We start from the raw sequence: 26,266 nt of genomic DNA, 5'->3' as shown, positions 1-26,266 counted from the left end.
TTTAGGTTCGAACATTCAAACAGAAGCAGGCCGTTTTTTCAGACGGCCTGCTTCTGTTTACCTTTGCCTACAAATTAAACGCCGTGAAAAAATCAAAACCTGCCTAATAAAGGCCGTCTGAAAAAACTCAAGCAATCACTTTCACCGTGCCCTGCTTAAACTTCGCTTTCAACACCGCCGGCAGCGTTTCATCGTAATACCAACATCCGTCCGGCAGGGCAAGCGCACCACCGGCGCAGGTTAGCGTGATGCTTTGCCCAGAGAGCGGATCGGTTTCGGTAATTTCGATTTCGTGCGCCCGCCCCCAATCGGCAACGGGCAGCAGGCGGGCAAACTCGCGGATGCGGTCGTTTTGCACCGCATCGTCGTTTCCGCAGGCGCAGCGGCCGGACGCCGAGACGGGGCAGGGTTCGTTTTGGGCATAGGTTTCGGGCAGGATTCCAAGCGTATCGGGGCAGAGGTTGTGGGTTTGCGCCCAATCGGCCAGCGCGCGTTTGGCAGCTTTTTTGTGCAGGAAAAAACCGTAGCTGCGGGTGCTTCGGCTGCCGTTTTTCATCGGCACAATCCGCGCTTGCAGCCGTCCGCGTTCGTCTTCGGCAAACTGCACGGTCACGGCGGTACGGACGTTTTCAGACGGCCTCAGATTGTGTTCCCGCATGGCCTGTGCTTTCAGCCATAAGGCGTGCAGGCTGCCGAGAGCAGGCAGAAATCTGACCGCCGAAGCGGAACGCATATAAACCGGCACTTTTTTGCTGTGAAGCTGCGCGGCGATTTCGGGATACGCCCGCTCGTGCGCCTCCACCGCCTGCGCCTGCCCGAAGGCGTCAAACCACACCGACACGCCTGCGCCGTCAGGCAGCGCGTAAAGCGGTTCGACCAGATGATCCGGCAGCCAGGTCGGCAGCATTTTCGGATTTATCAGCGCACGGCACTGGTTTTCCCAGTCGTCGGCATTTTTTTCGCCCAAACTGTGTTCCAAAAAATCACACAGCGCCAAAACATCAGTCATGGCGCGGTGGCGGCTTCCCACTTCGATGCCGAAGCGCTCGATGATGCTGTCGAGATTGTGTTTGTGAAACTGCGGATAGAGGCGGCGCGAAAGCTGGACAGTACACAGCGCGGGCGCGGCAAACGCCAAACCGGCACGCTGAAATTCGCTGCGCAAAAAGGGATAATCGAAACGGCTGTTGTGCGCCACAACCAGCGCACCGCGCAACAGCGGCAGCAAATCGGGCGCGATTTGGGCAAACTCGGGCGCATCGGCGACCATTTCGTCGGTAATGCCGGTCAGACGGACGATAAAGTCGGAAATCGGCTGCCGTGGATTCACCAACCATTCATGGCGCGTTACTCGGCCGTTTTCAAAACGCACCACCGCCGCTTCGGTAATCCTGTCCTGCATCATATTGCCGCCCGTCGATTCCAAATCCACCACCGCCACAGGCAGGCCGAGTCGGGCAAATGCAGCAGCCAAACGCGGCCAGCGGGAAGCGTGCGCCATTTTCTTTCCCTGTAAATTCAACAAATAAACGCGCATTTTACACGCTCCCGAAATTTTTTCCAGCTAAATGCTTGACAGATACGGCAACCGCCCATAGAATACTGACTTCGTTGTGTTGCACCCGTAGCTCAGTTGGATAGAGTATCTGGCTACGAACCAGAGGGTCGGGCGTTCGAATCGCTCCGGGTGCGCCAAACACAATATCCGCGCCCATCGTCTAGCGGTTAGGACATCGCCCTTTCACGGCGGTAACCGGGGTTCGATTCCCCGTGGGCGTGCCAGATTTTGAAAAGCGCTTCTGTTTCGGCAGAAGCGCTTTTTGCTTTTGTGCGTTTTGTTTTGTGCCCACCGATCCGCCATTTTTTCCCGCTATTAAGAACTCATGCCGTCTGAAAACTTTTCAGACGGCATGAGTGTTTTTAGGAAGCGCCTACCCAAAACCCTTAACCAATCTTTATCTTTCAGACGGCCTTTTTGAACCGCCTTTCGCGTACACTTATATTCCATCCGAAAAATGAGAACAAATCCTATGTATCACGGTGAACGTTTTAACGCATACAGCCATCTGGCCGGCTCGATGCTGGCCGTTGCCGGCATGGTGCTGATGATTGTGAAAGCAGTGTCGGATTTCGACCCCTACAAACTCGCCAGCGCCATCACTTACGGCGTGTGCCTGTTTCTGCTCTATTTGGGTTCGACGCTCTATCACAGCATCCCTCAACCCAAAGCCAAATCGGTTTTGCAGAAAATCGACCATTGCATGATTTACCTGCTGATTGCCGGCAGCTACACACCGTTTACGCTGGTTACGCTCAAAGGCGGTTGGGGCTGGTCGCTGTTCGGCGTGTCGTGGGGGTTGGCGCTGTTCGGCATCATTCAAGAGCTGACCATCGGGCGCAGGAGCGAGAAACGGCTGCTGTCGCTGGTGATTTACGTCGTGATGGGCTGGCTGATTCTGGTGGCGATGTACCCGCTGGCGAAAACGCTTTCTGCCGCAGGGCTGTTCTGGCTGGCGCTGGGCGGCATTTTATACAGCGCCGGGATTTACTGGTTTGTAAACGACCACAAAATCAAACACGGCCACGGCATCTGGCATCTGTTTGTATTGGGCGGCAGCCTCGCGCAGTTTGTCTGTATTTATTTTTACGTTTTATAGGTTTTCAGACGGCCTCAGCCGCTTGGGATGCCGTCTGAAAAAAGAAAAACCTCTCAGTTTGCCTGAGAGGTTTTTTGTTTGCGCCGACAGTTTAACCTTTGTCGTGAAACTCATGAAATTCATACTGATACGACAGTTCTTTTCCGGCTTTGGTCTGCGCCAGATAGTCGTCGTAAACAGCGCGGATTTCTTTGCGCAACAAGAATAAGGCGATTAAGTTTGGAATGACCATGAAGCCGTTGAACATATCCGACAGACTCCAAACCAAATCGACTTTGCCAAGCGTACCCAATACGATGGCACACAAAACCAAAGTGCGGTAAATACCCAAATGCCGTCCGCGGAACAGGAAGCAGATATTGGATTCGCCGAAGTAATACCAGCCGATAATGGTAGTAAAGGCAAAAAATGTCAGGCAGACGGCGAGGAGTTTGGAGCCGATGCCGCCGAATGCAGTGGTAAACGCCTGTTGTGTTACTGCCGCACCTTTCAAGCCCGAAAGGTTGGCATCGGTCAGCAGAATAATCAGCGCCGTTGCGGTGCAGACCAAAATGGTGTCGATAAATACGCCGATAAACGCTGCCAAACCCTGTTGGACAGGGTGTTTGACATCCGCCGTTGCGTGGGCGTGCGGCGTCGAACCCATACCTGCTTCGTTGGAAAACAGGCCGCGTGCCACGCCGTAACGCACCGCTTCGCGCATGCCGATGCCTGCGGCACCGCCCATCACGGCTTCAGGATTAAATGCAGCGACAAAAATATGGTTAATCATCGGGCCGATGTGATCGGAAAATTGAAACAGAATGACCACCGCACAAATAATATAAATTACCGCCATAAACGGCACGACAAATTGCGCGACATTGGCGATACGGTCAACACCGCCGACGATAATCAGTCCAGCCAACACCGCCAAACCGATACCGACCACCAGAGCCGGAACATCAAAAGCAATGGTAACGGCCGAAGCAATGGAGTTCGCCTGCGTGGCATTACCGATGAAACCCAGCGCAACAATGATGGCAATCGAGAAAAAGCCCGAGAGAAAGCGCGCCGGCGTGCGCCCGATTTTCGGCGTCAGACCGTGGGTAATGTAAAACGCCGGGCCGCCGATGTATTTACCGTGGCTGACCACGCGGTATTTCTGTGCCAAAACTGCTTCGGAGAAAATCGTGGACATCCCCAAAACGGCAGACAGCCACATCCAAAAAATCGCGCCCGGCCCGCCGGCAGTAATCGCGGTAGCGACGCCGGCGACGTTACCCGTGCCGATTTGCGCCGATACGGCAACAGCCAGCGCTTGGAATTGGGATAGAGACTTGTGGTCTTTATCGCCGCTTTTGCCGAACAATCCGCCGAATACAGACTTGAATCCCGTTCCGAGTTTGGTAATCTGCGGCGCACCCAGATAAAGCGTAAAAAACAGACCGATGCCGATTAAGGCATAAATCAGCAGATAATCCCACAAAACCGTATTGACCGAGCCCACCAGCTGAGACAATGTTGCTTCCATAAAAAACCTCTGAAAAAGAGAAAGTTAACAGATATACGGAACGCGGCGGCAGCTACTCCCCTTGTGTTCCGCATTTTCAGACGGCCTTCCGTCCGAACGCCCTGTTTTGGCAGAAACAGAGCAAGCCCATAACTATAAAGAGCTTTTATTCAAAACACAAACCTTGGAAGGTTATAACAAAAGTTAACGGAATGCCGCCGTAAAACCGGCAGGCCGTCTGAAAACCACGCGCCGGCCGCCGAATTTCGGGGGCGTCAAACTTATGTTAAAATGCGCGTATTTCAAATACCGACCCAATCTGCGGCGTAAACCGCAAAAAAGCGAAAGGATTCAACATGGCAGGCCACAGCAAGTGGGCGAATATCCAGCATAAAAAAGCCCGACAAGACGCCAAACGCGGCAAAATCTTCACCAAACTGATTAAAGAAATCACCGTCGCCGCGCGCATGGGCGGCGGCGATGCAAGCGCCAATCCGCGCCTGCGTCTGGCTTTGGAAAAAGCCGCCGAAAACAATATGCCCAAAGACAACGTGCAGCGCGCCATCGACAAAGGCACGGGCAACCTAGAGGGCGTGGAATACGTCGAACTGCGTTACGAAGGCTACGGTATCGGCGGCGCCGCGCTGATGGTGGACTGCCTGACCGACAACAAAACCCGCACCGTCGCCGACGTGCGCCATGCCTTTACCAAAAACGGCGGCAACCTCGGCACCGACGGCTGCGTCGCGTTCAACTTCGTTCATCAGGGCTATCTGGTTTTCGAGCCGGGCGTTGATGAAGACGCGCTGATGGAAGCCTCTCTGGAAGCGGGTGCAGAAGATGTGGTCGTCAACGACGACGGCTCGATTGAAGTGATTACCGCGCCAAACGACTGGAGCAGCGTAAAAGCCGCGCTGGAAACCGCGGGCTACAAAGCCATCGACGGAGAAGTGACCATGCGCGCGCAAAACGAAGCCGAATTGAGCGGCGAAGATGCGGTGAAAATGCAGAAACTGATTGATGCGCTGGAAGATTTGGACGACGTGCAAAACGTTTACACCTCTGCCGTTCTGAATTTCGACTAAGTGGCGGATAAGTAAAAAAGCAGGTTCGACAGCCTGCTTTTTTTGTTTGGGAACGGGAAGCCGGATATTTTCAGACGGCATTTCGGCATTGAGGCCGTCTGAAAATCCGTTACCAAGTACAGCCGAAGCACTTGTGCCGAGCATAGCCGAAGCATTCAGACGGCCCCTGTTTAACTTATCTGCATTGGTAACAATTTGTTACTACTGTATAATTCCGCGCCTTGTCTGTATTCTGCCAATCGGGCGGCCGTCTGAAAACCGCCCTGCCCGTCTGACCCTTTAAACTAAAAAACACCACAGGAACCACTACCATGACCGAATCCATCGAACGCGACAGTATGCAGTACGACGTCGTGATTGTCGGCGCAGGCCCGTCGGGCTTGTCGGCCGCCGTCCGGCTCAAGCAGCTTGCCGAACAGGCGGGGCGCGAAATCAGCGTCTGCGTGGTGGAAAAAGGTTCGGAGGTTGGTGCGCATTCGTTGGCGGGCGCGGTCATCGATCCGATTGCGCTGGGCGAACTGCTGCCCGATTGGAAAGAACGCGGTGCGCCGCTGATGCGCAGCGTGACTCAAGACAAGGTTTTGTTTTTAAGAGAGAAAAAAGCGTTCAACCTGCCCGTTACGCCGAATTTCGACAACCGCGGCAACTACATCGTCAGCTTGGGCGAACTCGTGCGCTGGCTGGCGGAGCAGGCGGAAAATATGGGCGTGGAAATCTATCCGGGCTTTGCGGCGGAGGAAGTGCTTTACCATGAAGACGGTTCGGTCAAAGGCATTGCCACGGGCAATATGGGCGTGGGAAAAGACGGCGAACCGACCGACAATTTCCAGCCCGGCATGGAGCTTTGGGCGCAGCAGACGCTGTTTGCCGAGGGCTGCCGCGGTTCGCTGAGCAAGCAGATCATCGAGAAGTTCGGCCTCGACCAAAACAGCCAGCCGCAAACTTACGGCTTGGGCATTAAAGAAATTTGGGAAGTGCCGTCTGAAAAACATCAAGCGGGCTTGGTGGTGCACACCTGCGGCTGGCCGCTCGACAGCAAAACCTACGGCGGCGCGTTTATCTACCATCTCGACGACAGCAAAGTCGCGGTCGGATTCGTGGTCGGTTTGGATTACCAAAACCCGTATCTGTCGCCGTTTGAAGAGTTCCAACGCTTCAAAACCCATCCCGACATCCGCACAACATTCGAAGGCGGCCGCCGTATCGCCTACGGCGCGCGCGCGCTGGTGGAAGGCGGTTTGCAAAGCCTGCCCAAACTGACGTTTGGCGGCGGCGCATTGGTCGGCGACGCCGCCGGTTTCCTCAATATGCCGCGCATCAAAGGCATCCATACCGCCATGAAATCCGCCATGCTGGCGGCAGAGGCCGTGTTCCCGATATTGGAAAACTTGGAAGAAACCGAGTGCACAAGCGGCAAAGAAGCGGCGCAATACCAAGAGCTGTTTGAACAAAGCTGGGCGCATCAGGAACTTCACGCCGCGCGAAACGTGCGCCCCTCGTTTAAATGGGGTTTGTATGCCGGCATGGTTTACACCGGTCTCGACCAGATGATTTTCAAAGGCAAAGCGCCGTGGACGCTTAGCCACCACGGCAAAGACAACGAGCAGCTCAAAAAAGCCGCCGGCTGTACGCCGATTCACTATCCGAAACCCGACGGCGTATTGACCTTCGACCGCCTGAGCAGCATTTTCCTCGCCAACACCGCCCACGAAGAAAACCAGCCCGACCACCTGACCCTGAAAAATCCGCAGGTCATGATCGACGTCAACTACAAACAATACGCCTCGCCCGAAACCCGCTACTGCCCTGCGGGCGTGTATGAAATCGTCGAAGAAGGCGGACAGCCCAAACTGCAAATCAACGCCGCCAACTGCGTACACTGCAAAACCTGCGATATCAAAGACCCGACGCAAAACATCGTCTGGATTTGCCCTGAAGGCGGCAGCGGGCCGAATTACGGGGCGATGTAGGATATTGGGAAATAAACGATGCCGTCTGAAATTTTTCAGACGGCATCGTTTTATCGGGTTGTTTTTTTTATGTTCGGCACGGATTTTAAGATCTTCGGGAACGCAGAGACCTCAGGCCGAAACGTGTGTAAAAATTGGAAGGCCGTCTGAAACGCCAAATCCGTCATTCCCGCCTGCACGGGAATGAAGTCGGTTGAATGATTAACCGTTTCAGACGGCATTCGGGTGGACGTTTCTTAGTTTTGCAAAGGTCTCGGCTATCAGATCAAAACGCGTGCAAAAACAGAAGGCCGTCTGAAAACTTTTCAGACGGCCTTCTGTTTGATGAAACCACTTACCGGCCTGCTTTCAAACCCTGCCAAAGTTTGACAGCGAATTTGGTGGCGGTCGAAGATTTCGGCAGCACGACGAAGCTGTTTTTACGCACTTCTTCGCTCGGGAAAATCGACGGATCGTCAGCATATTTTTTCTCCATCAACTCGCGCGCGGGTTTGCTGGCGGGGCCATAGGTGACGAAATTGCCGTTTTTCGCCGCCACTTCGGGCGTGAGCGTGTAGTTGATGTATTTGTGCGCGTTGGTGGCGTTGTGCGCGTCTTTCGGAATCATGAACGAGTCGATCCAAATGCCGACGCCGCTTTTCGGGGTCAAGACTTCGAGGTTGACGCCGTTTTTCGCTTCGAGGGCGCGGTTTTTTGCGATGTTGAGGTCGCCGCCGTAGCCGATGGCGACGCAGAGGTTACCGGTTGCCATGTCGTCGATGTAGCCGGACGAGCTGAAGCGTTTGATGTCGCCGCGCACTTTTTTCATCATGGCGACGGCTTCTTTCATGTCGTCGGCGCTTTCGCTGTTCGGGTCTTTGCCGATATATTTCAAAGCCAGCGGCAGCTGTTCGGTGGCACTGTCGAAATAGCTGATGCCGCAGGATTTCAGTTTGGCGGTGTATTCGGGGTTGAATACCAAATCCCATTCGTTTTCAGGCAGTTTGTCGGTACCCAGCGCTTTGGCTACGAGGTCTTTGTTGATGGCCAGCGTGTTGATGCCCCAGAAATAAGGCACGGCGTATTCGTTGCCCGGATCAACCTGATCCATCATTTTCAAGAGTTCGGGGTCGATGTTTTTGTAGTTGGGAATTTGGGATTTGTCGATTTTCTGATACGCGCCGGCTTTGATTTGGCGGCCGACGTTGGCAATCGAGGGAGCAACGAGATCGTAGCCGGATTTGCCGGTCAGGATTTTGGCTTCCAACGTTTCGTTGCTATCGTAATAAGCGGATTCCACTTTGATTTTATTGGTTTTTTCAAACTCAGTTACGGTAGCCGGATCGACGTAGTCCGACCAGATGTAGAGGTTGAGGCGGTTGGAAGCAGGCGCGCCTGCGGCTTGGGATTCGGAGGAGGCGGCTTTGTCGCCGCCGCATGCAGTCAAGAGGAGCACCGTCAGAGCGGAGGCCAACAGTTTTTTTTTCATGGTAGGAAGTCCTAAAAAATCGTTTTACAAACAGCGGAAACGGTTGGCCGCACGCGCTGGCCGCAGGATTTCGGCGGCAGCGTATTAAACGGCAAAACCCTTTTCGGCGCAAGGGTTTAGAATCAATAAAACGGTAAATTTTTCAGACGGCCAAGCTATGGTTTTCATCGTAAACAATATTTTTTCAGACAGCCTTTCAGACTTGTGTTTCAAATTTGTTTTCGGGCGCGGAACAGGCCGTCTGAAAAGCGGCGGATTTGTCAAAGCGGGCGGGTTTATGGGAAAATTACGCGATTAAATTTAACGAAGGGCGGCACCGTGTTAGACAGAGAAGGCTATCGCCCCAATGTCGGAATTATCCTGACCAACCAGCGGAACGAAGTGTTTTGGGGCAAGCGCGTGCGCGAGCATTCATGGCAGTTTCCGCAGGGCGGCATCAAGCCGGGCGAAAGCCCCGAAACGGCGATGTACCGCGAACTGATGGAAGAAGTCGGCCTCTTGCCGCAACACGTCAAAATCTTGGGGCGCACGCGCGACTGGCTGCGTTATGATGTACCGAGCAACTGGGTGCGCCGCGAATGGCGCGACTCTTACCGCGGGCAGAAGCAGATTTGGTACCTCCTGCGTCTGGTCGGGCGCGAAAGCGATGTCAACCTGCGCGCCACCCTACACCCCGAGTTTGACGGCTGGCGCTGGCACCAATATTGGGCGCCTGTTGACGAAGTGATTGATTTCAAACGGGATGTATATCTCAACGCTTTAAGCGAACTTTCCCGCTTCCTGCGCGGCATGGGAACTTACGAGGCGTTCAGCCTGCGCAATGCAGATTGAATGTCTGTTTTGATAAAAACGCTTTCAGACGGCCTGAAAGCGTTTTTTGTTTTCAGACGGCCAAACGGCCTGTTTGAGGCCGTCTGAAAAGCGCGGTGTAACGTGTTAGAATACCGCCCGAATCTTTTAATCCCGCACCCCGCAACCGATATGAGCAAAACACAATACAGCGAATCCAGCATTACCGTCCTAAAAGGGCTCGACCCCGTCAAAGAACGCCCGGGGATGTACACCCGCACCGACAGCCCGACCCACATCTGCCAAGAAGTCATCGACAACGCTGCCGACGAAGCGCTCGGCGGTTTTGCCACGGAAATTAAGGTGGAAATCCATGATGACGGTTCTTTATCGGTCAAAGACAACGGGCGCGGGATTCCGGTGGGGCTGCACCCGACCGAGGGGCTGCCGGTGGTCGAACTGGTGTTTACCCAGCTTCATGCGGGCGGTAAGTTTGACAAGAAAAGCGGCGGCGGTGCGTATGCTTTTTCAGGCGGCCTGCACGGCGTGGGCGTATCCGTCACCAACGCGCTTTCCAGCCGTTTGGAAGTGACGGTCAAACGCGAAGGGCAGATTCACCGCATCGTGTTTTCAGACGGCCATGTCATCGAGCCTCTGGCGCAAATCGGCAAATGCGCGGTACGCGATTCGGGCACGGAAGTGCGGGTGTGGCCGAACGGCAAATATTTCGAGTCGCCCAATTACAGCATTACCGAGCTGGAACGGCTATTGCGCGCCAAAGCCGTGCTGTTGCCGGGTGTGGAAGTGTCGCTGACGCGCACGCCCAAAGGCCAAACCGAGCCGCAGACGCAGACTTGGCATTATCCGAACGGCCTGAAAAGCTACCTCTCTGATTTGATCAGCGAAGCGCAGGAAGCCGTGCCCGTTTTCGCTTCGGAAAACTACATTCCGGCTGGGCACGACGGCGATTTTACCGTGGGCGAAGGCGCGGCGTTTGCGCTGACCTGGCTGGAAGAAGGTTCGTGCGCCAGCGAAAGCTACGTCAACCTGATTCCCACGCCGCTGGGCGGCACGCACGAAGCGGGCTTGAAACAGGCGGTTTTTCAAGCGGTAAGCAATTTTATCAACCACCACAACCTGTTGCCGCGCGGCGTGAAAGTGCAGAGCGACGATGTGTTCGGCAAAGTTGCGTTTGTCTTGTCCGCGCGGGTGCTCGACCCGCAGTTTCAAGGCCAGACCAAAGACAAATTAACCAACCGCGACGCGCTCAAGCTCGTGGCCGCCGTGTCGGGCGATCCGCTGGAATTGTGGTTGAACCAAAACGTCGAAGCAGGCAAAAAAATCGCCGAATTGGCGATTAAGCAAGCGCAGGCACGGATGCGTTCGGTGAAGAAAATCGAGAAGAAAAAAGGCAGCGGCGTAGCCGTTTTGCCCGGCAAGCTGACCGACTGCGAAAGCGAAGACATCCGCGAAAACGAGCTGTTTTTAGTGGAGGGTGATTCGGCGGGCGGCTCGGCCAAACTCGCGCGCGACAAGGCCACGCAGGCCATTCTGCCGCTGCGCGGCAAGGTGTTGAACAGCTTTGAAGTGCACGCCGACCAGCTTTTCGGTAACGCCGAAATCCACGATATTTCCGTCGCCATCGGCGTCGATCCGCACGGCGTGAACGACAACCCCGACCTCAGCGGCCTGCGCTACGGCAAAATTGCCATTCTGTCGGATGCTGACGTGGACGGCTCGCATATTCAGGTTTTGCTGCTCACGCTGTTTTACCGCCACTTCCCCAAGCTGGTTTCAGACGGTCATATCTACGTTGCCCAACCGCCGCTGTTCCGCGTGGACGTGAACGCGCAGGGCAAAAACAAGCCCGCCCGAAAGTTTTACGCGCTCGACCAAAACGAGCTGGACGGCATTCTCGAGCGGCTGAACAAAGAGGGTTTGAGCGAAAACAAATATTCCATCAGCCGCTTCAAAGGCTTGGGCGAGATGAACCCCGACCAGCTCAAAGACACCACCATGCACCCCGACACCCGCCGCCTGTTGCAGGTACGAATTCCCGAAGATGCGGGCGACGAAACGCAGAGCATTTTCGTGAAGCTGATGGGCAAAGGCGAAGCCGCCAACCGCCGCGCTTGGATGGAACGCGAAGGCGATACGGCGGAAGTGGATATTTGATTTGAGGTTGAGGAAAGGCCGTCTGGAATTCAGACGGCCTTAGATATTCGAAACGACAGGCGCGAGGCGGGGGATTGTTGTTTAAGGAGAAAAAATGGCAATGAAAAAAGAGCCTGCTTTTTAGCAGGCTCTTTCTCAGGCTAATCTTTTCAGATTAGAATTTGTGGCGCAGGCCAACCAAACCACCGTAGTTTTGGATTTTGTTATCGCCTTTACCGGCTTTCAGCCAGCCGCCGGATACCAAAGCGGTAGTGCGTTTGCTGAAGTCGTAGTCGGCACCGACAACTACTTGGTTGTATTCGGAACCATCCTGTTTCACACCGTTTGCTTTAGCTTTGAAGCCGTGGGCATAAGAAATACGCGGAGTAACGTTGCCGAAGCGGTATGCACCAGTAGCTGCAACCTCAGTAGCTTCTACTGCACGGTCATCGCTGTCCGCATCAATAAGACCGTTAGACAAGGCATTTTGGTACTGACCGTAAGATTCCCAATTTTTACCGTATTGGCCGGCAACAGCAACAGCCAAATTGTTGGCATCATAACCGACAGTTAAACGGTGCAGTTGGCCGTCTTTGCGACCCAACGAGCGACGGACAGTACCATCGTCATTTTTCAGCAGAGTGTGTTTACGATAGCCACCAGCATATTGACCGAAGAAACCAGAATTTTCATAGTTCAAACCGGCATAATAAGTGTCGCCACTAGCAGTTGCGTGGCTATATTTATCGTCCGGGTTCTCGTTGTCGCGTGGAGCGTATTGTACGCTGGCACTGAAACCGCCGAATACGGGAGTGTCGTAGCGTGCAGATACTTTGCGTTCGCTAACTGAATCACGAGTGAATACACCCATACCTAAAGCAGGGTTGCTGTATTCCCAAGGGTCGATGGCATCGTCAGTGTTTTTAACGGTGGTATCCAGTTTACCGGCGCGGATTTTACCGAAGCCGCCCTCCAAACCGATGAAGGACTCACGGGTACTCCAACCATTATCAGTACCGGCTACGGAAGCATTCTGCTCCAATTGCCAAATGGCATTCAGATTGTTACCCAAGTGCTCGTGGCCTTTGAAACCGATGCGCGAACCGAAGTCGGCGATTTCTGAAGCGGTAGCAGATTTTTGGGTGTTACCGTTGGTGGTTACTTTAACTTTAGAAACCTCAACGCCTGCTTTGATTTGACCGTAGAGGGTCACGTCAGCCATTGCGGCAACAGGCAGAGCAGCCAAAGACAGAGCAATCAGAGATTTTTTCATTGCTGTATTCCTTTTCTATTATGAAGAAACAACTTAAGTAGTTCGAATGAAGCTACCTACGCTTTTACATCGCTGGGAATCAGCGATTCCACAGCTTTACTATAATGGGTAGGGCGCAAAAAAACAAACTTTATTTGCGTTTTGTGCCGTATTTTTTTCAAATCCCGCCTCCCCTACCGAAGAACGACTGATTTTTTCCCTTTATAATCATTTGGTTATGTATAAATTCTGTCGTATATGTTTTTTTACAACACTACGGCAAATTTGAGCGGTTATTCCTTGCGGGTAGTGTATTTTTTTGTTAAGGCCTCAAAAATCACGCCCTTTAATTAAATTTAAGCCGACCGGCATTTGCCGCAATTTGATTCAGTCAGACCTGAAGCTTATGCCGTCTGAAACAGATTTACTATTACTATATTTACTATTACTATATATTATATAGTGTGTATGGTACCTTTTGCAAAAACCGAAGAGGTCGTCTGAAACTTTCACGGACGTCATTCCCGCGCAGGCGGGAATGACGTCCGTTAAGGTGTTTACCGTTTCAGACGGCCTTTAGGCGGATATTTCTGATTTTTGCAAAGGTCTCGGGCCTTAATCTTACCAAACGTCCTACTCAGGCAGTTTCAAAAAATGTTCGCGGTAGTAGCGCATTTCCTCGATGCTTTCCAAAATATCGTCCAGAGCCTGATGCGAACCGCGTTTGACCACGCCTTTGGCAACGGCGGGGTACCAGCGGCGGGCGAGTTCTTTCAGGGTAGAAACGTCTAAGTTTCGGTAGTGGAAATACGCTTCGAGGCGCGGCATGTATTTCACCATAAAGCGGCGGTCTTGATGGATGGTGTTGCCGCACATCGGCGTGGCTTTTTCGGGTATCCAAGCGGCCATGAAGTCCAGCAGCTTCTGCTCGACCTCGGCCTCGGTCAGCTTCGACTCACGCACGCGCTGCGTCAGCCCCGTGCGGCCGTGTGTGGCGGTGTTCCACTCGTCCATCGCGTTCAACACCTCGTCGCTCTGGTGGACGACATACACTTCCGACTGCACCAACACGTTCAGATCTTGGTCGGTAATAATCACCGCCACTTCGATGATTTTGTCGGTCTCGGGGTTCAGGCCGGTCATTTCCATATCGAGCCAGCAGAGATTGTTTGCGTTTTGGGGCATTTCAGACGGCCTTTTTGGGAATTTTTGCAAGATTTGGAATTATACAGGATTGATTTCAGACGGCCTGTATTTGGAAATCAGAGCTATGATTGCTGTTGCAACATCTGCTGTGCGGCTTTGGCCAAGAAACCGGAACGGGTTTCATGATGAGCGGCGGCATAGGCATCCACTCGGCGCAACAGATATTCTGGCCAGCTCACATTGAAGCGGGTTTGCTTGTTGCTGATTTTGCTCAAATCCACGTCAACCAAAGCCCAGGTTGCACCATCGTAATCACCAGATTCCTGCAAATCGGCAATTCTACTGGGGGTCAAGCTGTCGAATTCACCATCTGCCAACATACCCTCAACATGAAATACTACAGCTTGTCGGGTATTATGCAAGGCTTCTTCCTCTGTTTCACCGTATGAAAAACAGCCCGGAAGATCAGGTACGGATACACCAAATATCGATTCTTCATCTTTATGAATGGCAACCGGAATAAACATAATAAAACCCTCAATATGGTCATAGTTTGAAAATGTCAGACCCGTGAGTTGTCCAACTAATCGGCATGATATATCAAAAGGCAGCAGGAAAGTCCTGCTGCTTTTGAGTTACTTGATGCCCGCCTGCTTCAAAATGCTGTTGATAGTACCTTTCGGCAAGTCTTTTTTAGGATGGGGTACCGTTACACGGCCTTTTTTATCAGGGTGTTTGTACTGCCAGTGGCTGTCTTGGGTGGCAACACAATACCATCCGTCGGCTTCAAGCAGCTTAATGACTTCACTGCTCGTCATCGCTGTATCCTTTTCAGCCGTCTGAAATATGAAAAAGTATGGCAGGTTTGCCATGTGTGTATAATTACACATCTCAATCTTGCCGTCAAGATTTATGTGTGCATTTACACATAAACAGGCCATCTGAAAGCTGCACTCTGCTTTCAGATGGCCTGTTAGTTTGCGACGAGTTATCTAACCGTTAAGTTCAAGCTAAATCAGAACAACCCGCTAATCACCCCGTTCTCATCTACATCAATCTTCTCGGCAGCGGGCACTTTCGGCAGGCCGGGCATTTTCATCATGTTACCGCACAGGGCGACGATGAAGCCGGCACCGTTGGAGACGGTGATGCCGCGCACATTGATGCGGAAGCCTTCGGGGCGGCCGAGCAGTTTGGCGTTGTCGCTCAGGGAATATTGGGTTTTGGCCATGCAGACGGGGAGTTTGTCGAGGCCGAGTTTTTCCAACGAGGCGATTTCGGCGAGGGCTTCAGCGCTGAAATCGACGTCTTCGGCACCGTAGATTTTTTGGGCGATGGCACGGATTTTATTGGGAATGCTGTCGGCGACATCGTAGGCGAAACGGAATCCGTTGGGCTGGGTTTCGATGGCATTGACGACTTTTTGCGCCAAATCCGCGCCGCCTGCGCCGCCTTTGCCCCATACTTCGGTCAGCGAAACTTCGACGCCGTGTTGTGCGCAGGCCGTCTGAATCATTTCCAGCTCAGCGTCGGTGTCGGAAACGAAGCGGTTGAGCGCGACGACCACGGGCAGGCCGAACACGTTTTTCAGATTGCTGATGTGTTTCAACAGGTTGGGCAGGCCTTTTGCCAGCGCGTCGAGATTTTCTTCGCCCAAATCGGCGCGTTCCACGCCGCCGTTGTATTTGAGCGCGCGCACGGTGGCGACGACCACGGCGGCATCGGGTTTGAGTTCGGCCAAGCGGCATTTGATGTCGCAGAATTTTTCCGCGCCCAAATCGGCGCCGAAACCGGCTTCGGTGACGGCATAGTCGCCCAAGTGTTTGGCCAAACGGGTGGCGGTTACGGTGTTGCAGCCGTGTGCGATGTTGGCGAACGGACCGCCGTGAACGAATGCGGGCGTTCCGGCGATGGTTTGCACCAAGTTTGGCTTAATCGCGTCTTTCAGCAAGGCCGCCATCGCGCCGTGCGCTTTCAAATCGCGCGCGTAAACGGGGCTGCCGTCTTTGGCATAGGCAACCAGAATACTGCCCAAGCGTTCTTTCAAATCGGTAATGTCTTTTGCCAAACAGAAAATCGCCATCACTTCGGAAGCGACAGTAATGTCGAATCCGTCCGGACGCATCACGCCGTCCACACTCTTGCCCATGCCGTCGATGATGTTGCGCAACTGGCGGTCGTTCATATCGACCACGCGCCGCCACAGCACGCGTTTGGGGTCGATATTGAGCGCGTTGCCCTGATAAATGTGGTTGTCGAGCATGGCGGCCAGAAGGTTGTTGGCTGCGCCGATGGCGTGGAAATCGCCGGTGAAGTGCAAATTGATGTCTTCCATCGGCAAAACCTGCGAATAACCGCCGCCCGCCGCGCCACCCTTCACACCGAACACGGGGCCGAGCGACGGTTCGCGCAGGGCAATCACAGCCTGCTTGCCGATATGGTTCAGCGCATCCGCCAAACCGATGGTCACGGTGGTTTTGCCCTCGCCTGCGGGCGTGGGGTTGATAGCCGTCACCAAAATCAGACAGCCCTGTTTTTTCGGCAGGGCAAACGCGTCGGCAGGGTTGATTTTGGCTTTGTAATGGCCGTAAGGTTCGATTTTTTCGGTGTTCAAACCGATTTTCGCGGCGATTTCCGCAATCGGGCGCATGATGGAAGATTGGGCGATTTCGGCATCGGATTTGAAGCTCATGACAACTCCTCTATGGCAAATGTTTGAAAACATTAAATAACACGCTATCCGCTGGCTTTGCGGCGGCAATACTTCTATTATAGCGTTTTATGAGAATGAATCGCAGTGAAAAAACGGCGGTCGTTCAACAAAACCGTTCATCTGGACAAGGGAGAAAAAATGGCGGTACATTCATGGCTCTATTGGGCGCTGGCCTCCGCAGGTTTCGCCGCACTAACGGCGATTTTTGCCAAAATCGGCTTGCAGGGCATCGACTCCGACTTCGCCACGTTTATCCGCACGCTGGTCATCCTCGCCGCGCTGATGCTGTTTCTCAGCTACACCGGCAAATGGCAGGGTGTGGGCGGTTTTACGGGGAGGAACTGGACCTTCCTCATCCTCTCCGGCCTCGCCACCGGCGCATCATGGCTCGCATATTTCAAAGCCCTGCAACTGGGCACCGCTTCGCAAGTCGCCCCTGTCGATAAATTCAGCCTTGTCTTGGTCGCGCTGATGGCGGTGGTGTTTTTAGACGAACGCCCGAGCACGCAGGAATGGATAGGCTTGGGACTGGTTACGGCGGGCGTTTTGACACTGGCGCTGAAGCGTTAGGCCGTCTGAAAGGCTGTCCGGCATCTGTTTTCAGACGGCCCCATCCCCTGCAAAACCCGTCGGATATGCTATAATTGCCGACCAAATTTCTTTGCAATTTCAGGAAAAAACATGAGCTTAAAATGCGGCATCGTCGGTCTGCCCAATGTGGGCAAATCCACACTTTTCAACGCGCTTACCCAATCCGGTATCGAAGCGGCCAACTACCCCTTCTGCACCATCGAACCGAACGTCGGCATCGTCGAAGTGCCCGACCCGCGCATGGCCGAACTGGCGAAAATCGTCAACCCGCAGAAAATGCAGCCCGCCATCGTGGAATTTGTGGACATCGCCGGCTTGGTGGCCGGTGCCAGCAAAGGCGAAGGCTTGGGTAACCAGTTCCTCGCCAACATCCGCGAAACCGACGCGATTGTGAACGTGGTGCGCTGTTTCGACGACGACAACATCGTCCACGTCGCCGGCAAGGTTGACCCCATTGCCGACATCGAAACCATCGGCACCGAGCTGGCTTTGGCCGACTTGGCCAGCGTGGAAAAAGCCATCGTCCGCGAAGAGAAACGCGCGCGCAGCGGCGACAAAGATGCGCAAAAACTGGTGGATTTGTGCAAAAAACTGCTGCCGCATTTGGACGAAGGCAAACCCGTGCGCTCGTTCGGCCTCGACGCAGAAGAACTCGCCATGCTGCGCCCCCTGTTCCTGCTGACCGCCAAACCCGCGATGTACGTCGGCAACGTCGCCGAAGACGGCTTTGAAAACAACCCCCATCTCGACCGCCTGAAAGAACTGGCCGCCAAAGAAAACGCGCCCGTCGTCGCCGTATGCGCCGCCATGGAAAGCGAAATCGCCGAACTAGAAGACGAAGAAAAAGCCGAATTCCTCGCCGAAATGGGCTTGGAAGAACCCGGCCTCAACCGCCTCATCCGCGCAGGCTACGACCTGCTCGGCCTGCAAACCTACTTCACCGCCGGCGTAAAAGAAGTTCGCGCATGGACAATCCACAAAGGCGACACCGCCCCGCAAGCCGCCGGCGTCATCCACACCGATTTCGAACGCGGCTTCATCCGCGCCCAAGTCATCGCCTACGATGACTTCGTGGCCCTAGGCGGCGAAGCCAAGGCCAAAGAAGCCGGCAAAATGCGCGTGGAAGGCAAGGAATATGTAGTGAAAGACGGCGATGTGATGCACTTTTTGTTTAATGTGTGATGTTTATCCGAAACAAACAGATATTAATACTGTGGGTTGTGCAATGTATGCTGGGCTTCATCAGCCCAGCAAGTTCTAGACTAAAATTAATATTTTTAATGATCTAGTCTGTCTTAAAAATATAATACTTAAGTTTATGGATCAGCGAAAACAGGAAAAAAATGAATCAGCATGGCCAGCATGGCTGTCTGCAATTTCTGCATTATTTTCAGCTATTGCTGCTGTATTGCTATATATATTGCCTACAAATCAAATGAAAGTAACATTGATCATAGCAAGAAATCAGTTACTCCTTTGCTAAGCCTATTTCCCAAAGGTGAAAAAGATACTAAGGAATATGGAGTTTACTTATCTAATCAAGGGTTAGGTCCCGCTAAAGTTAACTCCATTAAAATAAATAATCAATATTACTACAAAATAGATAGTATGGATTGGTTAGATTTATTCTATAAAGCAGAAATTGAAGCACAAAAAGCATTTGTAAAGAACAAATGGAGCATAACATACTCATATCCAATATAGCCTCAATAAAAAATTCAAATTATAGTGAGCTATCAAAAAAATACGAAATTAAGCAGTTATATGAATTTAAACCTTTTTTTCATAAAAACTTGTGAAAATCCTACAGCAGCTAATATAGTGTATTCTTTTTGGGAATGCTTGAAAACAGGTTCAATAAAAAATGGTTCCATTATTAGATCTGGAGATACAGAAAAACTCTTGGAAGTTAAACATGATAAAATTAATGATGAAATATGTACAAAAAATATAATAGGATTTTCTAACTGGTTAATTGAATCAGGATTTGAAATAGATTATGGATCCCCTTTATACCCAGAGTCCTCTGAACAAAACCTTAAAGGTACGGTTAAAATTCATGAATTTTAATTTGCCGAACTAAAGTCTAGTTTGCAGGCCTTTTTCATGTCTTAAGATGAATTATAAATACCTGTCTTAAAACTTGCTATAACCAGACTTTGCTAAGCTAAATCCAGTCGATATCCAAAACAAAAGCTGCAATCTTTATACTACTGTAGGCCGTTTGAAAAATGCGAATCTATGTATCCACCCCGTATACAGCGTTTGTTTCTTTCTAATATTCGGCTTGAAAATCTTTGTCGGCTGCTGATTATGAAACATATCCAAAAATTCAGGCAGGCATTCGGGCAAACTAGTGAAAAACATCCTTTCAAGCTTCACAGCATGATCGCTCTACCCGAACACGTTCATATACTTATAACAATGTCAAAATAGCGGACACTGCTCAACCATTGTTACCAATTTGAAACTCTGTTTTCATGAAACTTGCTATTTAAATAGGTAGTCAGCATCAGTCGTAAAGCCAAGCTTGAACAGGGCATTGGGCAGCGGCGTTATTGGGAACATACTATTCGAGATAAACGTGATTTTGCCAGTCATATGGATTATATTGGCTATAATCCTGTCAAGCATGGTTATTTTAATCAAACAAGAGATTGCCTTATTCAACTTTTTTAAAGTGTGCCAAACAAGGAATATATCCTTCAATCTAGGGAGACAATCCTAAAGCAGATATTTATCACAACTGATGGTTAAATTGCCTACCAGATTTTTAATAACTTATCTGTGCTAGGCTAAAGCCCAGCTTACCCTGAAAAAGCCATCTTACTATAAATTATATTTAAGCACTGAAAGAAACCTATGAATGTCCTCCAAGACCTCCAATCGCGCGGCCTGATCGCGCAAACCACCGACTTTGAAGCCCTCGAAACCTTGTTGAACGAGCAGAAAATCGCGCTCTACTGCGGTTTCGATCCCACCGCCGACAGCCTGCACATCGGCCATCTGCTTCCCGTATTGGCCTTACGCCGTTTCCAGCAGGCGGGGCATACGCCGGTTGCGCTGGTGGGTGGGGCGACGGGCATGATCGGCGACCCGAGTTTCAAGGCGGTCGAGCGCAGTTTGAATTCCGCCGAAACCGTGCAAGGCTGGGTGGAAAGCATCCGCGGCCAGCTCAAGCCTTTTTTGAGTTTCGAAGGCGACAACGCGGCGGTGATGGCAAACAATTACGACTGGTTTGGCGGCATGGGCTGCTTGGACTTTCTGCGCGACATCGGCAAGCATTTTTCCGTGAACGCGATGCTGGCGAAAGAGTCGGTCAAACAGCGCATCGAGCGCGACGACGTGGGCATTTCGTTTACCGAATTTTCCTATGCGCTCTTGCAAGGCTATGATTTTTCGGAACTAAACCGCCGCCACAACGTAGTGCTGCAAATCGGCGGTTCCGACCAATGGGGCAACATCACTTGGGGCATCGACACCACACGCCGTCTGAACCAGAAACAGGTGTTCGGCCTGACCCTGCCGCTGGTAACCAAATCCGACGGCACCAAATTCGGCAAAACCGAAGGCAGCGCGGTGTGGCTGAACGCGAAGAAAACTTCGCCCTACCAGTTTTACCAGTTCTGGCTGAAAGTGGCCGATGCCGATGTATATAAGTTCTTGAAATACTTCACGTTTCTGACCGTCGGGCAGATTGACGAAATCGAAGCGAAAGACCAAGCCAGCGGCGCGAAACCCGAAGCGCAGCGTATTCTGGCCGAAGAAATGACCCGCCTGATTCACGGCGAAGAAGCCCTGAAAGCCGCGCAACGCATTTCCGAAAGCCTGTTTGCCGAAGACCAAAGCAATCTGACCAAAGCGGACTTCGAACAGCTCGCCCTCGACGGCCTGCCCGTGTTTGAAGTATCAGGTCGTCTGAATGTGGTCGAAGCTCTGATTACCGCCAAACTCGCAGCTTCCAACAAAGAAGCGCGCGGTTTCGTTTCCGGCAACGCCGTTGCCTTAAACGGCCAAACCGCCGAAAAAAACAACGCCAACTTCGCGTCGGAAAAACCCGACGATGCGTATCTTTTGACCGACGATCACAAACGCTTCGGGAAATACACCATCCTGCGCCGCGGCCGCCGCAACCATGCTCTTTTGGTTTGGAAATAACCGAACTTGCAATAAATAAAGATCGAGCCTTTGCAAGACCACTGAGAATACCTCATTCTCAGCGGTCTTTAATTCGGCATAAATGACAAAAAAGGATCTAAAAACCGCCACAAGCCTTAATAATATAGGCTCTTAAGAATTTTTAGCCTCCAATTTATCCCTTATGCCACAAAGCCCCCCACCTTCATCCAAGGCTTTACCCGAAAGGCCGGCACTCCTTATCCCCGCCCCCGCCGAAATACGCCTTCCCGTCCGTACACCGGCTGTCCGAACGCCCGCACAACACCGCCGACAAACCCCCGTCCAGCTTCAGCACCCGCGGTTCGCCCTCATGATCCTTCGCCACCGCCTTCAGCATAAACTTATCCGCCCGCGCCCCACGCGGATTTCCGTTTAAACGGATACAGAATCCGCCCGCCTCCTTAACCGGCAACTCCGGCCAGGTCGTCGAATTCGCCTTAAAACTCCCCCGCTGCGCATAAAACCGCTCCATAAACTGCGCATTCTCCAACAGCGCCGCATGGGCAGCCCGCAGATTCGCAGCACGGACATGATCCCGATAGAGCGGATAGGCAACCGTCGCCAAAATGCCGGTAATGGCCAGCGTGACCAACAGTTCCGTCAAGGTAAAGCCGGAAAGCCGTGTTTGCGGATGAATCTGTTTCATTGTTTCCCTTTTGTCTACTTTGCCGTGTGCCGTTTTACTATAACAGACATGGAAATAACTTCGGTTGCCGTCTGAACCGTTTCAGACGGCATCAGGTATTCCGTATTTCTAACCGACTACCGGAACTTTGACCTTTTTTCCGTCCCGCAGATGCAGCAAAGGCCGCCCGACCCCGTTTCCGGTTTCAGACGGCCTCCGGCAGGATCTGCCCTATTTCTTCACCACCGGCTGTTTCACTGCCGGTACGGCTGCCTTCTTCGCAGGCGCACCGCCAACCGCCACCTCGGCCTTCAGCTTCGCAAAAATGCCTTCGCCGATGCCTTTGACGTTCTTCAGCTCGTCCACACTCTTAAACTGTCCGTGCTGACTACGGTAGGCCACAATCGCCTTCGCTTTGGCCGGACCCACACCCGGCAGCGTTTCCAGCTCGGCCTCACCCGCAGTATTGATGTTGACTGCCGCCAGCGACAGCGCTGTACCCAATGCCGCTACCGCAGCAAAAATGAATTTTTTCATGATTTTTTTCCGTTTCCTGTGAAATCCGTAATGTCCAAACACTCACCGCATCCGCCCAACCGCCGGCTGTTTTTCCGCGGCTGCACCGATGCACCAGTCGTTATGATAAATAACTTTCCACGCCGTTTTAAACCCTTTCTGATTATCGTGGCATTTATAGTCATCAAATGTTTCATCCGAACAACACCGGAACCGTTTGTCTTTTTCCCTTATCTGCATTCCCGTCCGCCCCTCACTCTCTTCTCACTCACTTTCCCTTCCTACAGCCCTCCCTTTCCTGACTGACAGCACAACCCCTTCCTCCCCATCGGCTACCCCCTTACCCGCTCTTATCCGCCTCCCCTGCATCGCCTCTTTTGCACCCTCTCTTTGTTTTCTCCACCGTTTGCTCCGTCCAAAAACAAAGCCCCCGACATCGTCGGGGGCTGGGAATGGGTGTTTGGCAGTGACCTACTTTCACATGGAAGAACCACACTATCATCGGCGCTGAGTCGTTTCACGGTCCTGTTCGGGATGGGAAGGCGTGGGACCAACTCGCTATGGCCGCCAAACTTAAACTGTACAAACCGGTAAAGCCGCAATCCCTCAGGATTGGCAAATCAACTGTATGGTGATGATCAAATCATCAGTAAGCTTTTATCTCTGAAATTCTTCAAATGATAGAGTCAAGCCTCACGAGCAATTAGTATCGGTTAGCTGCACGCGTTACCGCGCTTCCACACCCGACCTATCAACGTCCTGGTCTCGAACGGCTCTTCAGGAGGGTTATACCCTCAGGGAAGTCTCATCTTCAGGCGAGTTTCGCGCTTAGATGCTTTCAGCGCTTATCTCTTCCGAACTTAGCTACCCGGCAATGCGACTGGCGTCACAACCGGTACACCAGAGGTTCGTCCACTCCGGTCCTCTCGTACTAGGAGCAGCCCCCGTCAAACTTCCAACGCCCACTGCAGATAGGGACCAAACTGTCTCACGACGTTTTAAACCCAGCTCACGTACCACTTTAAATGGCGAACAGCCATACCCTTGGGACCGACTACAGCCCCAGGATGTGATGAGCCGACATCGAGGTGCCAAACTCCGCCGTCGATATGAACTCTTGGGCGGAATCAGCCTGTTATCCCCGGAGTACCTTTTATCCGTTGAGCGATGGCCCTTCCATACAGAACCACCGGATCACTATGTCCTGCTTTCGCACCTGCTCGACTTGTCGGTCTCGCAGTTAAGCTACCTTTTGCCATTGCACTATCAGTCCGATTTCCGACCGGACCTAGGTAACCTTCGAACTCCTCCGTTACTCTTTGGGAGGAGACCGCCCCAGTCAAACTGCCTACCATGCACGGTCCCCGATCCGGATCACGGACCTGGGTTAGAACCTCAAAGACACCAGGGTGGTATTTCAAGGACGGCTCCACAGAAACTGGCGTCTCTGCTTCTAAGCCTCCCACCTATCCTACACAAGTGACTTCAAAGTCCAATGCAAAGCTACAGTAAAGGTTCACGGGGTCTTTCCGTCTAGCAGCGGGTAGATTGCATCTTCACAACCACTTCAACTTCGCTGAGTCTCGGGAGGAGACAGTGTGGCCATCGTTACGCCATTCGTGCGGGTCGGAACTTACCCGACAAGGAATTTCGCTACCTTAGGACCGTTATAGTTACGGCCGCCGTTTACTGGGGCTTCGATCCGATGCTCTCACATCTTCAATTAACCTTCCAGCACCGGGCAGGCGTCACACCCTATACGTCCACTTTCGTGTTAGCAGAGTGCTGTGTTTTTAATAAACAGTCGCAGCCACCGATTCTCTGCGACCCTCCAACGCTTACGGAGCAAGTCCTTCACGTCAGAGGGCATACCTTCTCCCGAAGTTACGGTATCAATTTGCCGAGTTCCTTCTCCCGAGTTCTCTCAAGCGCCTTAGAATTCTCATCCTGCCCACCTGTGTCGGTTTGCGGTACGGTTCTGATCCAACTGAAGCTTAGTGGCTTTTCCTGGAAGCGTGGTATCGGTTACTTCTTGTCCGTAGACAATCGTCGTCACTTCTCGGTGTTATGAAGACCCGGATTTGCCTAAGTCTTCCACCTACCGGCTTAAACAAACTATTCCAACAGTTTGCTAACCTAACCTTCTCCGTCCCCACATCGCATTGAATCAAAGTACGGGAATATTAACCCGTTTCCCATCGACTACGCATTTCTGCCTCGCCTTAGGGGCCGACTCACCCTACGCCGATGAACGTTGCGTAGGAAACCTTGGGCTTTCGGCGAGCGGGCTTTTCACCCGCTTTATCGCTACTCATGTCAACATTCGCACTTCTGATACCTCCAGCATGCTTTACAACACACCTTCTTCGGCCTACAGAACGCTCCCCTACCATGCCTTGCGGCATCCGCAGCTTCGGTTACAGATTTGAGCCCCGTTACATCTTCCGCGCAGGACGACTCGACCAGTGAGCTATTACGCTTTCTTTAAATGATGGCTGCTTCTAAGCCAACATCCTGGCTGTCTGGGCCTTCCCACTTCGTTTACCACTTAATCTGTCATTTGGGACCTTAGCTGGCGGTCTGGGTTGTTTCCCTCTTGACAACGGACGTTAGCACCCGCTGTCTGTCTCCCGAGGAGCAACTTGATGGTATTCTTAGTTTGCCATGGGTTGGTAAGTTGCAATAACCCCCTAGCCATAACAGTGCTTTACCCCCATCAGTCTCATACTCGAGGCACTACCTAAATAGTTTTCGGGGAGAACCAGCTATCTCCGAGTTTGTTTAGCCTTTCACCCCTATCCACAGCTCATCCCCGCATTTTGCAACATGCGTGGGTTCGGACCTCCAATACCTGTTACGGCACCTTCATCCTGGCCATGGATAGATCACTCGGTTTCGGGTCTACGCCCAGCAACTAGTCGCCCTATTAAGACTCGGTTTCCCTACGCCTCCCCTATCCGGTTAAGCTCGCTACTGAACGTAAGTCGTTGACCCATTATACAAAAGGTACGCAGTCACGGAACTTGTCCGCTCCCACTGTTTGTATGCATCAGGTTTCAGGTTCTGTTTCACTCCCCTCCCGGGGTTCTTTTCGCCTTTCCCTCACGGTACTGGTTCACTATCGGTCGATGATGAGTATTTAGCCTTGGAGGATGGTCCCCCCATCTTCAGACAGGATTTCACGTGTCCCGCCCTACTTTTCGTATACCTAGTACCACCGTTGAAATTTCGAATACGGGACTGTCACCCACTATGGTCAAGCTTCCCAGCTTGTTCTTCTATCTCAACGGCTATCGTATACAGGCTCCTCCGCGTTCGCTCGCCACTACTTGCGGAATCTCGGTTGATTTCTTTTCCTCCGGGTACTTAGATGGTTCAGTTCTCCGGGTTCGCTTCTCCTACCCTATGGATTCAGGTAGGGATACTGCACCGAATGCAGTGGGTTTCCCCATTCGGACACCACCGGATCATAGCTCTATTGCCAGCTCCCCGATGCTTTTCGCAGGCTTACACGTCCTTCGTCGCCTATCATCGCCAAGGCATCCACCTGATGCACTTATTCACTTGACTCTATCATTTCAAGAACCTCTCTGACTCCGCTTTCGTTCCCGTTGACTAGGCAACTTGGC

General features: G+C 52.4%; 21 protein-coding genes, 2 tRNA genes and 2 rRNA genes. 13 read left to right on the top strand and 12 right to left on the bottom strand.

Features of this window, described 5'->3' with window-relative positions; all coding sequences use genetic code 11:
- Positions 1-127: 127 nt before the first annotated feature.
- Positions 128-1,501 carry a 3'-5' exonuclease family protein gene (locus tag BG910_RS07825; protein WP_089037192.1) on the bottom strand — a complete coding sequence of 458 codons (1,374 nt, stop codon included), beginning with the start codon at positions 1,499-1,501 and terminating at the stop codon, positions 128-130.
- A 117-nt stretch (positions 1,502-1,618) separates the two neighbouring features.
- On the opposite strand from BG910_RS07825, the gene BG910_RS07820 reads away from it, so the two are divergent.
- From BG910_RS07820 to trhA, 3 genes are all read left to right on the top strand, one after another.
- Positions 1,619-1,695, top strand: a tRNA-Arg gene (locus BG910_RS07820).
- 12 nt (positions 1,696-1,707) lie between these two features.
- Positions 1,708-1,782, top strand: a tRNA-Glu gene (locus tag BG910_RS07815).
- 248 nt (positions 1,783-2,030) lie between these two features.
- Positions 2,031-2,657, top strand: coding sequence for a PAQR family membrane homeostasis protein TrhA (gene trhA, locus BG910_RS07810; RefSeq protein ID WP_089036354.1), 627 nt, complete (start codon positions 2,031-2,033; stop codon positions 2,655-2,657).
- 91 nt (positions 2,658-2,748) lie between these two features.
- Here the strand turns inward: trhA and BG910_RS07805 are convergent, their stop codons facing one another.
- Positions 2,749-4,170 (bottom strand): alanine/glycine:cation symporter family protein, encoded by a 1,422-nt coding sequence (locus BG910_RS07805; protein ID WP_089036353.1) that lies wholly within the window; start codon positions 4,168-4,170, stop codon positions 2,749-2,751.
- A 335-nt stretch (positions 4,171-4,505) separates the two neighbouring features.
- On the opposite strand from BG910_RS07805, the gene BG910_RS07800 reads away from it, so the two are divergent.
- Positions 4,506-5,234 carry a YebC/PmpR family DNA-binding transcriptional regulator gene (locus tag BG910_RS07800; RefSeq protein WP_089036352.1) on the top strand — a complete coding sequence of 243 codons (729 nt, stop codon included), beginning with the start codon at positions 4,506-4,508 and terminating at the stop codon, positions 5,232-5,234.
- 311 nt (positions 5,235-5,545) lie between these two features.
- On the top strand, positions 5,546-7,204 hold the full coding sequence (locus tag BG910_RS07795) for an electron transfer flavoprotein-ubiquinone oxidoreductase (protein WP_089036351.1): 1,659 nt from the start codon (positions 5,546-5,548) through the stop codon (positions 7,202-7,204).
- Positions 7,205-7,538: 334 nt separating this feature from the next.
- Here BG910_RS07795 and BG910_RS07790 read toward each other — a convergent pair whose 3' ends face one another.
- Positions 7,539-8,672 (bottom strand): polyamine ABC transporter substrate-binding protein, encoded by a 1,134-nt coding sequence (locus BG910_RS07790; protein ID WP_089036350.1) that lies wholly within the window; start codon positions 8,670-8,672, stop codon positions 7,539-7,541.
- Positions 8,673-8,829: 157 nt separating this feature from the next.
- Between BG910_RS07790 and BG910_RS12570 the strand changes: the two genes are divergently transcribed.
- The 3 genes from BG910_RS12570 (at position 8,830) to parE (ending at position 11,636) form a co-directional block, all read left to right on the top strand.
- Complete coding sequence (locus tag BG910_RS12570; protein ID WP_198344852.1) at positions 8,830-8,970, top strand: hypothetical protein; 141 nt, start codon at positions 8,830-8,832, stop codon at positions 8,968-8,970.
- Positions 8,958-9,503, top strand: coding sequence for an RNA pyrophosphohydrolase (locus BG910_RS07785; RefSeq protein WP_089037191.1), 546 nt, complete (start codon positions 8,958-8,960; stop codon positions 9,501-9,503). The genes BG910_RS12570 and BG910_RS07785 overlap by 13 nt, the downstream gene beginning before the upstream one ends.
- A gap of 150 nt (positions 9,504-9,653) precedes the next feature.
- Positions 9,654-11,636: a DNA topoisomerase IV subunit B gene (parE, locus tag BG910_RS07780; protein ID WP_089036349.1), complete on the top strand. Its 1,983-nt coding sequence runs from the start codon at positions 9,654-9,656 to the stop codon at positions 11,634-11,636.
- Between the two features lie 154 nt (positions 11,637-11,790).
- On the opposite strand, the gene porB is transcribed toward parE, so the two are convergent.
- The 5 genes from porB to BG910_RS07755 all read right to left on the bottom strand — a co-directional run bounded on the left by porB (position 11,791) and on the right by BG910_RS07755 (position 16,705).
- Positions 11,791-12,888 (bottom strand): trimeric porin PorB, encoded by a 1,098-nt coding sequence (gene porB, locus BG910_RS07775; RefSeq protein ID WP_089036348.1) that lies wholly within the window; start codon positions 12,886-12,888, stop codon positions 11,791-11,793.
- A gap of 612 nt (positions 12,889-13,500) precedes the next feature.
- The gene (gene orn, locus BG910_RS07770; RefSeq protein ID WP_089036347.1) at positions 13,501-14,052 is read right to left on the bottom strand and encodes an oligoribonuclease; all 552 of its coding nucleotides are present in this window, start codon (positions 14,050-14,052) and stop codon (positions 13,501-13,503) included.
- An 83-nt stretch (positions 14,053-14,135) separates the two neighbouring features.
- A complete protein-coding gene (locus BG910_RS07765) occupies positions 14,136-14,540 on the bottom strand; it encodes a type II toxin-antitoxin system HicB family antitoxin (protein WP_089036346.1) in 405 nt (134 codons plus the stop codon).
- Positions 14,541-14,648: 108 nt separating this feature from the next.
- Positions 14,649-14,831, bottom strand: coding sequence for a type II toxin-antitoxin system HicA family toxin (locus tag BG910_RS07760; protein WP_089037190.1), 183 nt, complete (start codon positions 14,829-14,831; stop codon positions 14,649-14,651).
- A 197-nt stretch (positions 14,832-15,028) separates the two neighbouring features.
- On the bottom strand, positions 15,029-16,705 hold the full coding sequence (locus BG910_RS07755; protein ID WP_089036345.1) for a formate--tetrahydrofolate ligase: 1,677 nt from the start codon (positions 16,703-16,705) through the stop codon (positions 15,029-15,031).
- 159 nt (positions 16,706-16,864) lie between these two features.
- Here BG910_RS07755 and BG910_RS07750 point away from each other — a divergent pair, with 159 nt between their 5' ends.
- From BG910_RS07750 to tyrS, 5 genes are all read left to right on the top strand, one after another.
- Complete coding sequence (locus BG910_RS07750; RefSeq protein ID WP_089037189.1) at positions 16,865-17,296, top strand: EamA family transporter; 432 nt, start codon at positions 16,865-16,867, stop codon at positions 17,294-17,296.
- 111 nt (positions 17,297-17,407) lie between these two features.
- Entirely contained in the window at positions 17,408-18,499 is a 1,092-nt protein-coding gene (gene ychF / locus BG910_RS07745; protein WP_089036344.1) for a redox-regulated ATPase YchF, read from the top strand.
- Positions 18,500-18,670: 171 nt separating this feature from the next.
- Positions 18,671-19,021: a hypothetical protein gene (locus BG910_RS12325; protein WP_123805963.1), complete on the top strand. Its 351-nt coding sequence runs from the start codon at positions 18,671-18,673 to the stop codon at positions 19,019-19,021.
- 60 nt (positions 19,022-19,081) lie between these two features.
- The gene (locus BG910_RS12320) at positions 19,082-19,387 is read left to right on the top strand and encodes a hypothetical protein (protein ID WP_123805964.1); all 306 of its coding nucleotides are present in this window, start codon (positions 19,082-19,084) and stop codon (positions 19,385-19,387) included.
- A gap of 792 nt (positions 19,388-20,179) precedes the next feature.
- Positions 20,180-21,475, top strand: coding sequence for a tyrosine--tRNA ligase (gene tyrS, locus BG910_RS07735; protein ID WP_089036342.1), 1,296 nt, complete (start codon positions 20,180-20,182; stop codon positions 21,473-21,475).
- A gap of 196 nt (positions 21,476-21,671) precedes the next feature.
- Here tyrS and BG910_RS07730 read toward each other — a convergent pair whose 3' ends face one another.
- The 4 genes from BG910_RS07730 to BG910_RS07715 all read right to left on the bottom strand — a co-directional run bounded on the left by BG910_RS07730 (position 21,672) and on the right by BG910_RS07715 (position 26,207).
- Positions 21,672-22,142, bottom strand: a complete 471-nt coding sequence (locus tag BG910_RS07730; RefSeq protein ID WP_089035780.1) for a type IV pilin protein — start codon at positions 22,140-22,142, stop codon at positions 21,672-21,674.
- Between the two features lie 210 nt (positions 22,143-22,352).
- Positions 22,353-22,658: a ComEA family DNA-binding protein gene (locus tag BG910_RS07725; RefSeq protein WP_089035781.1), complete on the bottom strand. Its 306-nt coding sequence runs from the start codon at positions 22,656-22,658 to the stop codon at positions 22,353-22,355.
- 437 nt (positions 22,659-23,095) lie between these two features.
- A 5S ribosomal RNA gene (rrf, locus tag BG910_RS07720) occupies positions 23,096-23,209 on the bottom strand.
- 110 nt (positions 23,210-23,319) lie between these two features.
- Positions 23,320-26,207, bottom strand: a 23S ribosomal RNA gene (locus tag BG910_RS07715).
- Between the last annotated feature and the right edge of the window lie 59 nt (positions 26,208-26,266).

The organism is Neisseria chenwenguii, assembly GCF_002216145.1.
In the GTDB taxonomy this organism is placed as follows: Bacteria; Pseudomonadota; Gammaproteobacteria; order Burkholderiales; family Neisseriaceae; genus Neisseria; species Neisseria chenwenguii.
Note: the sequence above shows the minus strand (reverse complement) of the source record. Positions and strands in the feature narration are given on the sequence as shown.

Bases quoted from the DNA above. Each gene is read 5' to 3' on its own strand.
- BG910_RS12320 (WP_123805964.1), top strand. From the start codon at position 19,082: ATGAATTTAAACCTTTTTTTCATAAAAACTTGTGAAAATCCTACAGCA.
- BG910_RS07755 (WP_089036345.1), bottom strand. From the start codon at position 16,705: ATGAGCTTCAAATCCGATGCCGAAATCGCCCAATCTTCCATCATGCGC.
- BG910_RS07800 (WP_089036352.1), top strand. From the start codon at position 4,506: ATGGCAGGCCACAGCAAGTGGGCGAATATCCAGCATAAAAAAGCCCGA.
- BG910_RS07760 (WP_089037190.1), bottom strand. From the start codon at position 14,831: ATGACGAGCAGTGAAGTCATTAAGCTGCTTGAAGCCGACGGATGGTAT.
- orn (WP_089036347.1), bottom strand. From the start codon at position 14,052: ATGCCCCAAAACGCAAACAATCTCTGCTGGCTCGATATGGAAATGACC.
- BG910_RS07725 (WP_089035781.1), bottom strand. From the start codon at position 22,658: ATGAAAAAATTCATTTTTGCTGCGGTAGCGGCATTGGGTACAGCGCTG.
- BG910_RS07795 (WP_089036351.1), top strand. From the start codon at position 5,546: ATGACCGAATCCATCGAACGCGACAGTATGCAGTACGACGTCGTGATT.
- parE (WP_089036349.1), top strand. From the start codon at position 9,654: ATGAGCAAAACACAATACAGCGAATCCAGCATTACCGTCCTAAAAGGG.
- porB (WP_089036348.1), bottom strand. From the start codon at position 12,888: ATGAAAAAATCTCTGATTGCTCTGTCTTTGGCTGCTCTGCCTGTTGCC.
- BG910_RS07825 (WP_089037192.1), bottom strand. From the start codon at position 1,501: ATGGCGCACGCTTCCCGCTGGCCGCGTTTGGCTGCTGCATTTGCCCGA.
- BG910_RS07790 (WP_089036350.1), bottom strand. From the start codon at position 8,672: ATGAAAAAAAAACTGTTGGCCTCCGCTCTGACGGTGCTCCTCTTGACT.
- BG910_RS07730 (WP_089035780.1), bottom strand. From the start codon at position 22,142: ATGAAACAGATTCATCCGCAAACACGGCTTTCCGGCTTTACCTTGACG.
- ychF (WP_089036344.1), top strand. From the start codon at position 17,408: ATGAGCTTAAAATGCGGCATCGTCGGTCTGCCCAATGTGGGCAAATCC.
- trhA (WP_089036354.1), top strand. From the start codon at position 2,031: ATGTATCACGGTGAACGTTTTAACGCATACAGCCATCTGGCCGGCTCG.
- BG910_RS12325 (WP_123805963.1), top strand. From the start codon at position 18,671: ATGGCCAGCATGGCTGTCTGCAATTTCTGCATTATTTTCAGCTATTGC.
- BG910_RS07805 (WP_089036353.1), bottom strand. From the start codon at position 4,170: ATGGAAGCAACATTGTCTCAGCTGGTGGGCTCGGTCAATACGGTTTTG.
- BG910_RS07750 (WP_089037189.1), top strand. From the start codon at position 16,865: ATGGCGGTACATTCATGGCTCTATTGGGCGCTGGCCTCCGCAGGTTTC.
- BG910_RS12570 (WP_198344852.1), top strand. From the start codon at position 8,830: ATGGTTTTCATCGTAAACAATATTTTTTCAGACAGCCTTTCAGACTTG.
- BG910_RS07765 (WP_089036346.1), bottom strand. From the start codon at position 14,540: ATGTTTATTCCGGTTGCCATTCATAAAGATGAAGAATCGATATTTGGT.
- tyrS (WP_089036342.1), top strand. From the start codon at position 20,180: ATGAATGTCCTCCAAGACCTCCAATCGCGCGGCCTGATCGCGCAAACC.